Consider the following 11,863-nt stretch of genomic DNA (forward strand, 5'->3'; position numbering starts at 1 on the left):
CGAATCCGGAGGCCGTGCGGTTCCCGGCGACGTGGTCCGGTGCGAAGAGGGTGCCGCCGGGGTGCCCGCGACCGCGACCGAAGAGTCTGTCGCCGCTGTGCCGTTCACCCATGCCTGTTCCCGTCCTCGTCCGGCGTACCGGAGACGCGCGACCTCCTCCCGGACCTCGTGCCGGGTCCGGGACCGATGTTTTCCCCGTGTTCGTACGGGTGACGGTCGGCGCCGTTCATGTCGACTCACCCAGCGTCCGGGGGCCGTCATCCGTCACACCTTCGCCGCCCTCCTGCGCGGCGCCCTGGCCGCCCAGGTTCCGGGCGAGGCGTTTCAGCCCGCGGTGCGCGGCCGTGCGGACGGCGCCGGGGCGCTTGCCGAGGACGCGTGCGGCGGCCGGGCCGTCGAGGCCGACGACCACCCGCAGCAGCACGGCCTCGGCCTGGTCGCGCGGCAGGCTGCGCAGCAGATCCAGCGCCCGCTCGGTGGACAGCGTCTCCAGGGCCTGGTCGTGGGTGCTCAGCCGGCCGGGCAGCTCCAGCGCGTCCTGTTCGAGCGGCGCGATGCGGGGCCGTACCCGCCGGCGGCGCAGATGGTCCAGGGCACGGTGCCGGGCGATGGTCGCGGTCCAGCCGCGGAAGCCGGCGCCGTCGCCCTGGAACCGGCCGAGGTCGCGGGCGATCTCCAGCCAGGCGTCGGCGGCCACGTCCTCGGCGTCCTCGCCGACCAGGCCCCGCAGATAGCCGAGCAGGCCGGGCTGCACGATCCGGTACGCCACCGCGAAGGCGGTCTCGTCGCCGTCCTGGGCGCGCGCGACGGCCGCCCCCAGCTCCCCGTCCCGCGGCTGTGCGCGCCGGGGTTCCCCTCCCTGGCCCAAGACGTCCTCGTTCGTGCCCCGTTCATGGCCACTGCGTGGCGCGCCCGTCACGGTCCGACACGCACCGGCCGTGTCTCCGCCCTCCACGATCATCAGCGCCGAGCCTTACGGAAGTGTCACAGCGGGACGGTGGCCCTTGCCGACGCGACGGTGAGGTTCTGGCGGACGGTTGCGCTGAAGCATCGTGTTGGTCATCCGGGAGTCAGTGGGGGGCGGTCGCGTCGCGGCACAGCAGGCGCAGCGAGCCGTGGCCGCCGTAGGCGCGCCGGGCCTCGTCGACGGGGTCCCAGAGCCGCCCGTCGGGGGTGCGCACCCAGTGGTCGCCGCCGGTCGTCCACCACTCGGCGCCGGTCTGGCGGACGATCACCTCACCGGCGTAGGCGCCGAAGCCGCGCAGCACGCGCTCGACGGCGGCGTACGGCGGCCCCTCACGCCGAATCTCCTCGATCATCCGGTCGACCCGCCACAGGCTCTGCGCCGAGTAGTCGAGCCGCACCCGGGCGCCCTCGCGCATCGTCGCCACGGTGTCCGCGGCCCATCGCACGGGCTTCGCCGCGGCCGGCGGCCGGGTCTCCTGCTGTGGTGTCACGTACTGGGCTGTCACATAGGGAAGAGCGACCGGCCCCGCCCATCCGTCACCCGATCCGGAAACGTTTCGCCAACCGTCGCAGGACTACCCCACGTCCACCGCAGCACGGTCACAGCGTCGCCGTACCTGCATGAGTCGTACATGAGTCGTGCGGCTCAGCAGGACTCGCTGCGCGCCCTGCGCGACACCACCGCGCGCAGCACCCGCCGCCCCTCGATCGACAGATCCAGCGCGCGGCGCAGCCCGTGCGGCCCGTGTTCGGCCAGCAGGTCCAGTACGGCCGTCTGCCGCCGCAGTTCCGCGGCGACCAGCGGCGGCAGGTCCGCCATGTCGCCCGCCCGCCCGGCGTCGAGGCCGTCGGTGTCCGGCATACCGTCCACGGCCGGATCGAGCAGCCGGTGCACCCGCAGCGCGGCGACCGAGCAGGCGTCGGCCCAGGGCCGTACCGCGCCGGCGGTGCGCTCGGCCGGCGCCGCCTGCAGCATCCGGCGGACCAGCAGCGCCGCCTCCTCCTCGTCGGGCCCCTCGGCGCCGAGCGCCCCGCGGGCCTTCTCCAGGCTCGCACCCCAGTCGGAGCCGTCCGCGAGGCTCGCCCACAGGGGCCGCAGCAGCTCGTCGTCAGCACCGAGCAGGGGCAGACACCGGTCCAAACAAGCCAACCCGCTGGCCGCCAGTCCGCGTTCGTCGGCCTGTGCGATTCGTTCCACCAGGCTCATGAAATGTCTCCCTCGCCGGGGCGCCGACCGGTACGGAGCCCGCACTTCCCCTTACTGCGTGCGAAACCCTCTGGGTGTCACAGGGGGGTGGGTTCAACCGAGCTTGGCCGAAAGTCGCTGGAAGTCCTGCCAGGACAAAGACGGCCGGCCGGGATCCCACAGCTTCTGCACGGTGGCCCGTAGCGGCATCCGTATCCCGGCCGCGACCTGAGCCTCGGTCTGGGCGTTCGGGAAGTCGCACCACACCGCGAACGAGCCGCCGAGGATCTGCCCGTCGTAGCTCGCCGGTACGGCGGCCGTGCCGCGCAGCACGCGCGGGCTCCACTGCTCGTAGATCCGCTGCCCGGTCGGGTAGACGAAGGTCTGCGGCTGGCCGAGGACGTAGTAGACGAACTCGTCGTTGTAGTTGAGGACCTTGCGCCCCGCGCTCAGGTACTCCACGGGCTGCCGGGCGCCGATCTCCTTGCCGGTCCAGTAGGCGACCTGGAGATCCCCGGCCGCCTGCACCGAGGTCCCGCGGTAGAAGCCGTCGTTCCAGGCACGCATGGTCTTGCCGTGGCCGCGGACGGTGTTGGCGCGGTCGTTCAGCCAGCCGGTGGTGAGGTCGGCGACCGTGCCGGAGGCGCCGTACTTCTGCCGGGCGGCCGCGGCCAGCTGCGGATACGCGGCCTGCGGATCCTTCACGGTCAGCGCCTGGTACTCGTCACCGCCGAGATGCCACTGACTGCCGGTGAACAGCCCCGCGTACTCGTTCAGCAGATCGTCGACGATCTTCGCGGAGGCGGGCTTGGAGATGTCGATCGCGCCCTTGGTGGCGACCCCGCTCGCGTTGCGGAGCTGCAGATCGGGGTGGGCGGCGAGGACGGCGCCCAGATGTCCCGGTGAGTCGATCTCGGGTACGACGGTGATGTGGCGGCTGGTCGCCAGGTCCACGATCTTCTTGACCTGCGCCTTGGTCAGATGGTCCTTGGAGACGATCTCGGGATGGCTGCCGGACTCGATCCGGAAGGCCTGGTCGTCTGAGAAGTGCAGCCCCAGCTCGTTGAACTTCAGGTCCCCCAGCTCGCGTATTCGGTCCTCGATCCAGGACTCGCTGAACGGCTTGCGCGCGATGTCCAGCATGAACCCGCGCACCGGCTTGGCCGGCTCGTCCCGCACGACCCCCTCCGGCGCCGTACCGCCGCCGTGGACCTCCTGCTTCAGCGTGCGGGTGCCGTAGAACACCCCCGCCTCGCCGGGTCCGCTGATGTCGACCCGCCCGTCGCGGACGGTCATCGTGTACGACTCCTGGTTCCCGCCCCCGCCGCCGAGCGCGAGCCGGACGTCCCCCGCCCGCACGTCGTCCTTCTGCCCGGCGTAGGTCAGCCCCAGCTCCCCGGCTATCAGCTTCCCCTCGTCGGCCAGCTCCCCGTCGCTGACCACCACCCGGTCCGCCTTCTGCGGCTTCCAGCCGGGGCCGCGCGCCGCGGTGTGCGAGCGCACGGCGGGTATCGTGCGCGGCGCCTGGGACAGCGGAGAGGACCGGCCGGTCGTCGGACTCGCCGAGGGCGTGGCCGCATCGCCGGTTTCGGCCACCCGGCCGGACGACGACTGCCGCGCACCCCCTTCCGTCGCCCCGCCGTCCCCGCCCGACGAGGCCCACACGCCGACGCCCGTGCCGAGCGCGACGGTCCCGACGAACGCGGCGGCCACGACCGCCCGCTTACGTATCACCTGCTGCGCCGAAGCCCGGCGCTTGTGCTGGGTCACGCTGCCAACGTACGACCGATCCGCACGCCGTTCGTCATCCAGCCGTTCCGAAACTCTGCCGTTCGAGTGAATTTCAGGCGTCCCACGGACACACCGTGACCACTCTCGATAACCTGACGACACACCTTTCACAGCATCCCCTGCCACGCCACATGTGACGCGAGGACCCACGCTGCCCGCCCACCGTCTCCCCTCTCTCCCTAAGCCCCTCGACGCGTTCAACACCGCCCCCGCCGACGAGGCCCGCGCCCTCCTGCTGCACTGCCTGCACAGCCTGCGCTGGTCCCGCCGTATCGCGCACCACCGCCCCTATCCCGACCTGGAGTCCCTCCTGGCCGCGGCGGACGAGGCGGCGTACGACCTGTCACCGAGCGACCTGTCGGAGGCCCTGGCGGGCGAGTCGCTCCCGGAGCTGCCGGAGGGCACATACTCCGTCGCCCACACGGCCCTGAGCGCGGCCCACGCGGCCTACGAGGCCCGATTCGGGCACGCGTTCGTCATCTATCTGGGTGATGTCCCGCCGGACGAGGCCATCGACCACATCCTCGGGGCGATCCGATCACGATTGACAAACGATCCCGAGGAGGAGCGGGTAATAGCGGCAGAGGAGCTACGCCGCCTTGCAAGAAGCAGACTGGCGACGTCCCTGAGGGGCACGGGGCTGCATCCGTCTGCGGCTCCGCCGCGATGGGGGTCCCCCCGCTCAAGCGAAGCCGAGAGTGGGGGAGCGACCAGCCACAACGCACCCGCAATCGGCAAATAACAGGACACCCCACCCCACTAGCCGCAAGGCAGTAGCCCATCCGATGCCAGTTTGATCACACAGATAGGCCCCCCGTAAACGGCAGCGCACCGCATGGATACGATGCTGAGGGCCGGTGGACCGTACCCGGCCGGGCCCGACCGACAGAGAAGCCGGCGCGGCCCCAATCCCCGCTCCCGGAGGGACTTCCGTGCCGGCTGGAACGCTGTACCGCGGCCGGGAAGGAATGTGGTCGTGGGTGGCTCACCGAGTCACCGGTGTCCTCATTTTCTTCTTCCTGTTCGTTCACGTGCTGGACACCGCTCTCGTGCGTGTCTCCCCCGAGGACTACGACAAGGTCGTAGCCACGTACAAGACGCCGATCGTCGGACTGCTGGAGTACGGCCTCGTCGCCGCCATCCTCTTCCACGCACTCAACGGCCTGCGCGTCATCGCCGTCGACTTCTGGTCGAAGGGCCCGCGCTACCAGAAGCAGATGTTCTGGACCGTGATGGGTGTCTGGATCGTCCTGATGGCCGGCGCGATCTACCCCGTGCTCGGCCACGCCGCTCGTGTCCTGTTCGGGAGCTGACGCAGATGTCCACGACTGAAACCACCGCAGCCGGCGTCGGCCCCGTCGAGGGCGCCCCGCTCTACGACGCCGACAACCCGGCCCCGCTGATCGAGGCGCCGCGCAAGCGCACCAAGAAGACGCCGAAGTCGACGCGCGGCAACTTCGAGCTGGCGGCCTGGCTGTTCATGCGCCTGTCCGGCGTCGTGCTGGTCGTCCTGGTCCTCGGCCACCTGCTGATCCAGCTCGTGCTGGACGGCGGTGTCTCCAAGATCGGCTTCGCCTTCGTGGCCGGCCGCTGGGCGAGCCCCTTCTGGCAGGTCTGGGACCTCCTCATGCTCTGGCTCGCGATGCTGCACGGCGCCAACGGCCTGCGCACGGTCATCAACGACTACGCCGAGCGGCCGAACACCCGGCTGTGGCTGAAGGCTCTGCTCTACACCGCCACGGTGTTCACCATCCTGCTGGGCACGCTGGTGATCTTCACCTTCGACCCGAACATCCGCTAGGCACGGGGCTGCGAGAATCATGAAGATCCACAAGTACGACACCGTCATCGTCGGCGCCGGTGGCGCGGGCATGCGCGCGGCCATCGAGTCGACGAAGCGCAGCCGCACCGCCGTGCTGACCAAGCTCTACCCCACCCGCTCCCACACGGGCGCCGCGCAGGGCGGTATGGCCGCCGCGCTCGCCAACGTGGAGGAGGACAACTGGGAGTGGCACACCTTCGACACGGTCAAGGGCGGTGACTACCTGGTCGACCAGGACGCCGCCGAGATCCTGGCGAAGGAGGCCATCGACGCGGTCCTCGACCTGGAGAAGATGGGCCTGCCGTTCAACCGGACGCCCGACGGGACGATCGACCAGCGCCGTTTCGGCGGCCACTCCCGCAACCACGGCGAGGCCCCGGTCCGCCGGTCCTGCTACGCCGCGGACCGCACCGGCCACATGATCCTCCAGACGCTGTACCAGAACTGCGTCAAGGAGGGCGTGGAGTTCTTCAATGAGTTCTACGTCCTGGACCAGCTGATCACCGAGGTCGACGGGGTCAAGCACTCCGCCGGTGTGGTCGCCTACGAGCTGGCCACCGGTGAGATCCATGTCTTCCAGGCGAAGTCGGTCATCTACGCCTCCGGCGGCACCGGCAAGTTCTTCAAGGTGACCTCCAACGCGCACACCCTGACGGGTGACGGCCAGGCGGCCTGCTACCGCCGCGGTCTGCCGCTGGAGGACATGGAGTTCTTCCAGTTCCACCCGACCGGCATCTGGCGCATGGGCATCCTGCTGACGGAGGGCGCCCGTGGTGAGGGCGGCATCCTCCGCAACAAGGACGGCGAGCGCTTCATGGAGAAGTACGCGCCGGTCATGAAGGACCTCGCGTCCCGTGACGTGGTCTCCCGCTCCATCTACACGGAGATCCGCGAGGGCCGCGGCTGTGGTCCCGAGGGCGACCACGTCTACCTCGACCTGACCCACCTGCCGCCGGAGCAGCTGGACGCCAAGCTGCCGGACATCACCGAGTTCGCGCGGACCTACCTCGGTATCGAGCCGTACACGGACCCGATCCCGATCCAGCCGACCGCGCACTACGCGATGGGCGGTATCCCGACCAACGTCGAGGGTGAGGTCCTGTCGGACAACACCACGGTCGTCCCGGGTCTGTACGCGGCCGGCGAGGTCGCCTGTGTCTCCGTGCACGGCGCCAACCGTCTCGGCACCAACTCGCTGCTGGACATCAACGTCTTCGGCCGCCGCGCGGGCATCGCCGCCGCCGAGTACGCCCACACGGCGGACTTCGTCGAGCTGCCGGAGAACCCGGAGTCGCTCGTCGTCGAGCAGATCGAGCGGCTGCGCGAGTCCACCGGCAACGAGCGGGTGGCCGCGCTCCGCAAGGAGCTGCAGGAGACCATGGACGCCAACGTCATGGTGTTCCGCACCGAGCAGACGATCAAGACGGCCGTCGAGAAGATCGCCGAGCTGCGCGAGCGCTACAAGAACGTCTCGATCCAGGACAAGGGCAAGCGGTTCAACACGGACCTGCTGGAGGCCATCGAGCTGGGCAACCTGCTCGAACTGGCCGAGGTCATGGCCGTCTCCGCCCTGGCCCGCAAGGAGTCCCGCGGCGGTCACTACCGCGAGGACTACCCGAACCGCGACGACGTCAACTTCATGCGCCACACCATGGCGTACCGCGAGGTGGGCGACGACGGCACCGAGTCCATCCGTCTCGACTACAAGCCGGTCGTCCAGACCCGCTACCAGCCGATGGAGCGTAAGTACTGATGGCTACCCCCGTTCTGGACAAGGTGGAGGCGGAGGCCGCGGCCTCCTCGCACCTGATCACGGTCACCTTCCGGGTCCGCCGGTTCAACCCGGAGGTCTCGGCCGAGGCGGCCTGGGAAGACTTCCAGCTGGAGATCGACCCCAAGGAGCGTGTCCTCGACGGCCTCCACAAGATCAAGTGGGACGTCGACGGCACCCTCACCTTCCGCCGCTCGTGCGCGCACGGCATCTGCGGCTCGGACGCGATGCGGATCAACGGCAAGAACCGCCTTGCCTGCAAGACGCTGATCAAGGACATCAACCCCGAGAAGCCGATCACGGTCGAGCCCATCAAGGGCCTGACGGTCCTGAAGGACCTGGTCGTGGACATGGAGCCGTTCTTCCAGGCATACCGGGACGTCATGCCGTTCCTGGTCACCAAGGACACGAACGAGCCGACGCGCGAGCGTCTGCAGTCGGCGGAGGACCGCGAGCGCTTCGACGACACGACGAAGTGCATCCTCTGCGCGGCCTGCACATCGTCCTGCCCGGTGTTCTGGAACGACGGCCAGTACTTCGGTCCGGCCGCGATCGTGAACGCCCACCGCTTCATCTTCGACAGCCGGGACGAGGCGGGCGAGCAGCGCCTGGAGATCCTCAACGACCGTGACGGCGTGTGGCGTTGCCGTACGACCTTCAACTGCACGGACGCCTGCCCGCGCGGTATCGAGGTCACCAAGGCGATCCAGGAAGTGAAGCGCGCGCTGATCACCCGCCGTTACTAATCTTCACAGCATCTTCACTAGCTCTCCCGATTTATTTCAAGGGTCCTGCTTCCACTCCTCCGGAAGCGGGGCCCTTGGGTGTATTTGCCGGATTTCGCCACGCTGTTGACGGGTTCCGCTGCCCAACGGTTCTAATCTGACGACATGTCAGACGAAGAGTCGTACGAACTGCTCGGTTTCGACCACGTGCTGCTCCCCGTCGGCGACCTCGGCGAGGCCCTCGACTTCTACCAGCGGGCCGGATTCACCGTGGGGTTCCGGTTCGACGAGGCCGGGATCGCGCAGCTGAAGGTCGGCGGGGAGACACCCGGGATCCTGCTGTGCGCCGAGCTGGCGCTCGGGCACCGCATGCCACCGTGGCACTCGCCGCGCCTCTGGCTGGAGGTGCCGGACGCACGGGCCGCGGCGCGGGAGCTGGCCGACGCCGGCATCCCGCCACTGGACGAGGTGTTCCAGGAAGCCACCGGCTGGACGGTGGAGATCGCCGACCCCTGGGGCAATATCGTCGGCTTCACGGACTACACCAAACGCCGGGAACTGGGCCGCAGGGGCTGACGAGGGTCGGGCCGGCGCCCCAGAAGGGGCGCGGGGCTGTATCGATATGCGGCTCCGCCGCGATGGAGGTCCCCCGGGTTCGAGCGAAGCCGAGAACTTGGGGGAGCGACCAGCCGCAACGGACCCCCGGACGACCGACGGCCCGTCATGCATGCCCAACGGAGCGCTTAGGCTCTTTGGCGTGCCCGCGAAGAACGACGGTCCCGAGGCGACCGGTCCACCCAGCAGCAAGTCCGAGCAGACCCGTGCGCTGATCCTGGAGACCGCGATGCGGCTGTTCCAGGAGCGCGGGTACGACAAGACCACGATGCGGGCCATCGCCAAGGAGGCCGACGTCTCCGTCGGCAACGCCTACTACTACTTCGAGGGCAAGGAACACCTGATCCAGGGCTTCTACGACCGGATCGCCGCCGAGCACCAGGCGGCGGTCCGCGAGGTGCTGGACCGGGAGACCGACCTGGAGGCGCGGCTGGCGGGCGTGCTGACCGGCTGGCTCGACATCGCCCGCCCCTACCACGAGTTCGCCGTGCAGTTCTTCAAGAACGCCGCCGACCCCGACAGCCCGCTGAGCCCGTTCTCGCCGGAGAGCGAGCACGCCCGCGAGCAGGCCATCGGCGTCCACCGGGCGGTGCTGGCCGGCTCCAAGTCCAAGGTCGCACCCGAACTGCGGGACGTCCTCCCGGAGTTGATGTGGCTCGCCCAGATGGGACTGGTCCTGTACTGGGTCTTCGACCGCACGGAGGGCCGGGAGCGCAGCTACCGCCTGGCCCGCCGCGGCGCCCGGCTGACCGCCCGCGGCGTGGCGCTCGCCCGCTTCCGCGTGCTGCGCCCCCTGGTCCTGGAGATCCATGAACTGTTCACGGACTTCCTGCCCGGCATGACGAAGGCACTGCCGGATCCGCGGACGAAGAAGACCACGGAGACCAAGAAGACCACAGAGACCAAGGAGGCCGAGGGGCGCGGCGAGCAGACCGACGAGCAGGCCGGCTGATCAGATCCACTGCAGACGCCACAGGCGGAAGACGCCCGTGCCGTCGTCCAGGTACTGGCTGCCGCCCACGTCCTCGGTGCTGACCACGTACTCCTTGCGCTGCCACAGCGGGATCAGCGGGACGTCCTGGGCGACGTCCGTCTGGATGTTCCTGAAGTCGTTCACGGCCCGGCTGCGGTCGGCGTACTGCTGGCTGTCCAGGATGAGATGGTCGACCAGCTTGTTGCTGTACCCGGTGCTCATCGTGGAGCCGCTGCCGACGAGCGCGGCGCCGAAGGTGTCCGGGTCGGGATAGTCGGCCACCCAGCCCACTGCCCAGGCGTCCATCTTCCCCGCGGCCCAGCGCTTCTGGAAGTCGGTCCACTCGTACCCCTGGACGTCCACCTTGAACAGGCCGCCCGCCTCCAGCTGCTGCTTCAGCGCCGCGGCCTCCTCCTCACTCGCGCCCCGGCTCTTGCCGTAGCCGAGGGTGAAGCGCACCGGCAGGCTCACCCCGGCCTGGGTGAGCAGCTCGCGCGCCTTCTGGACGCTCTGCGCCGGGTAGTCGTCGAAGAAGGAGGTGGTGTGGCCGGTGATGCCGGTCGGGATCAGCGAGTACAGCGGGTCGACCGTGCCCTGGTAGACCGTCGCGGCCAGTTCCTCGCGGTTGACCAGCCAGGCCAGCGCGCGGCGCACCCGTACGTCGTGCAGTGGGGAGTCCGCGCGGGTGTTGAGGTACAGGTTGCGGGTCTCGGCGCTGTCGGACTCGGTGACGCGCTTGTTGGGGTCGCTCGGGTTGAGCTGGGAGAGCACGCCCGGCGACAGGTTCCGGGTGGCGACGTCGATCTCCTTGCCCTTCCAGGCGCTGTCGAGCTTCGCGGAGTCGGCGTAGTAGCGCAGCTCGACCGGGCGGCCGGTGCCGCTGAGGTAGCCCTGGTAGCGCTTGTTCGGGGCGAGTTCGGCCCGCTGGTCCTTGGTGTACGACGTCAGCGTGTACGGGCCGGTGCCGTCGACGGTGGTGCCGGTGCGCAGGGAGTTCGCCGGGTACGTGTCCTTGTCCACGATCGACCCGGCGCCGGTGGCGACCTTCAGCGGGAAGGTGGCGTCCGCGGACGACAGATGGAAGGTGACGGTCGTCGCGCTGTCGGCGCTCACCGAGGTGAGCGTGGAGAACAGCGACGCGGGTCCCACATCGGAGTTGATCTTCTTGACCCGGTCGAAGGAGTACTTCACGTCCTCGGCCGTCATCGCGCGCCCGCTCGGGAAGGTGATCCCGGAGCGCAGGATGCACTGGTAGGTCCGCAGACCGCTGCCCTGGAAGGCACAGCTCTTCGCCGCGTCCGGGACCGGCTCGACACCGCCCGGCTCGAATGTCAGCAGCGACTGGAAGACATTGCTGAACAACGCCCAGGAACCGGCGTCGTAGGCTCCGGCAGGATCGAGGTCCGTGACGGCGTCCGTCGTACCGACCGTGATGGTCTTGTTCTTGTTCTCCTGCGACGGCAGCAGCTGCCAGCCGCCGATTCCCACGACCGCGAGTACGAGCAGCGTCATGAGAATGCGCATGCGAAGAGATCGCATGGTGGTGCCCTCCCCAGGCCCCTTCAAAGGCCCTACCCCTGGCCAGCACGATTTCGCCACCCCCTAGTGGCGCGGCTCACCTAATCACACCTGTTTCAGCTGTGGGAAGGGCTTTCTGGGTGTGAGAGGGGTTCGCGTTTCTATGACGTCGAGCTCTATGACGACATGACGCCCGGCTCTATGACGTCCGGCGCAGTGCGCGCAGTCCGCGCAACCCGATGACCCCGATGACCGTCCCCAATACGGAGGAAACGACCGCCAGCAGCAGGTGCACCCAGAAGTACGCGGTCGGGTGACCGTGGTCGAAGGCGAGCCCGCTGCTGTCCTTGACGAGATTCTTGACGAAAGTGACCCAGATGACCCAGCTCCACACCCCGAAGGCGAGCAGGAACCAGGAGACGGGGCGGCTGAGTTTCACCGGAGCTGACCTTTCCACACAATGCCGGGCGCTCGCAGGAGGCCGGGGGTCCGGGGG

The 11,863-nt window shown here is 69.2% G+C and carries 13 protein-coding genes; 7 read left to right on the forward strand and 6 right to left on the reverse strand.

The genetic code is table 11. The annotated features are described in order from the left end of the window. Positions 1–226: 226 nt before the first annotated feature. The 4 genes from M878_RS64965 to M878_RS64980 all read right to left on the reverse strand — a co-directional run bounded on the left by M878_RS64965 (position 227) and on the right by M878_RS64980 (position 3,922). Complete coding sequence (locus tag M878_RS64965; protein ID WP_023547218.1) at positions 227–868, reverse strand: RNA polymerase sigma factor; 642 nt, start codon at positions 866–868, stop codon at positions 227–229. 202 nt (positions 869–1,070) lie between these two features. Next, the gene (locus M878_RS64970) at positions 1,071–1,457 is read right to left on the reverse strand and encodes a hypothetical protein (protein WP_209445529.1); all 387 of its coding nucleotides are present in this window, start codon (positions 1,455–1,457) and stop codon (positions 1,071–1,073) included. 155 nt (positions 1,458–1,612) lie between these two features. Next, on the reverse strand, positions 1,613–2,173 hold the full coding sequence (locus M878_RS64975; RefSeq protein WP_023547221.1) for a hypothetical protein: 561 nt from the start codon (positions 2,171–2,173) through the stop codon (positions 1,613–1,615). A 93-nt stretch (positions 2,174–2,266) separates the two neighbouring features. Continuing rightward, positions 2,267–3,922, reverse strand: coding sequence for a beta-N-acetylhexosaminidase (locus M878_RS64980; RefSeq protein ID WP_023547222.1), 1,656 nt, complete (start codon positions 3,920–3,922; stop codon positions 2,267–2,269). A gap of 154 nt (positions 3,923–4,076) precedes the next feature. Here M878_RS64980 and M878_RS64985 point away from each other — a divergent pair, with 154 nt between their 5' ends. The 7 genes from M878_RS64985 (at position 4,077) to M878_RS65015 (ending at position 9,828) form a co-directional block, all read left to right on the forward strand. Further along, on the forward strand, positions 4,077–4,685 hold the full coding sequence (locus tag M878_RS64985) for a 2-oxo-4-hydroxy-4-carboxy-5-ureidoimidazoline decarboxylase (RefSeq protein ID WP_023547223.1): 609 nt from the start codon (positions 4,077–4,079) through the stop codon (positions 4,683–4,685). A gap of 190 nt (positions 4,686–4,875) precedes the next feature. Next, positions 4,876–5,256, forward strand: coding sequence for a succinate dehydrogenase, cytochrome b556 subunit (gene sdhC, locus M878_RS64990; RefSeq protein ID WP_037730126.1), 381 nt, complete (start codon positions 4,876–4,878; stop codon positions 5,254–5,256). 5 nt (positions 5,257–5,261) lie between these two features. After that, the gene (locus M878_RS64995; protein ID WP_023547226.1) at positions 5,262–5,744 is read left to right on the forward strand and encodes a succinate dehydrogenase hydrophobic membrane anchor subunit; all 483 of its coding nucleotides are present in this window, start codon (positions 5,262–5,264) and stop codon (positions 5,742–5,744) included. A gap of 19 nt (positions 5,745–5,763) precedes the next feature. Next, positions 5,764–7,518: a succinate dehydrogenase flavoprotein subunit gene (gene sdhA, locus M878_RS65000; RefSeq protein ID WP_023547227.1), complete on the forward strand. Its 1,755-nt coding sequence runs from the start codon at positions 5,764–5,766 to the stop codon at positions 7,516–7,518. Continuing rightward, on the forward strand, positions 7,518–8,282 hold the full coding sequence (locus tag M878_RS65005; RefSeq protein ID WP_023547228.1) for a succinate dehydrogenase iron-sulfur subunit: 765 nt from the start codon (positions 7,518–7,520) through the stop codon (positions 8,280–8,282). The genes sdhA and M878_RS65005 overlap by 1 nt, the downstream gene beginning before the upstream one ends. A 144-nt stretch (positions 8,283–8,426) precedes the next feature. Continuing rightward, positions 8,427–8,837: a VOC family protein gene (locus tag M878_RS65010; protein ID WP_023547229.1), complete on the forward strand. Its 411-nt coding sequence runs from the start codon at positions 8,427–8,429 to the stop codon at positions 8,835–8,837. A gap of 181 nt (positions 8,838–9,018) precedes the next feature. After that, positions 9,019–9,828 (forward strand): TetR/AcrR family transcriptional regulator, encoded by an 810-nt coding sequence (locus M878_RS65015; RefSeq protein ID WP_023547230.1) that lies wholly within the window; start codon positions 9,019–9,021, stop codon positions 9,826–9,828. Here M878_RS65015 and M878_RS65020 read toward each other — a convergent pair whose 3' ends face one another. After that, complete coding sequence (locus M878_RS65020) at positions 9,829–11,373, reverse strand: ABC transporter substrate-binding protein (protein WP_023547231.1); 1,545 nt, start codon at positions 11,371–11,373, stop codon at positions 9,829–9,831. A 193-nt stretch (positions 11,374–11,566) separates the two neighbouring features. Continuing rightward, positions 11,567–11,806: an SCO4848 family membrane protein gene (locus tag M878_RS65025; protein ID WP_023547232.1), complete on the reverse strand. Its 240-nt coding sequence runs from the start codon at positions 11,804–11,806 to the stop codon at positions 11,567–11,569. Between the last annotated feature and the right edge of the window lie 57 nt (positions 11,807–11,863).

This window comes from Streptomyces roseochromogenus subsp. oscitans DS 12.976 (assembly GCF_000497445.1).
In the GTDB taxonomy this organism is placed as follows: Bacteria; Actinomycetota; Actinomycetes; order Streptomycetales; family Streptomycetaceae; genus Streptomyces; species Streptomyces oscitans.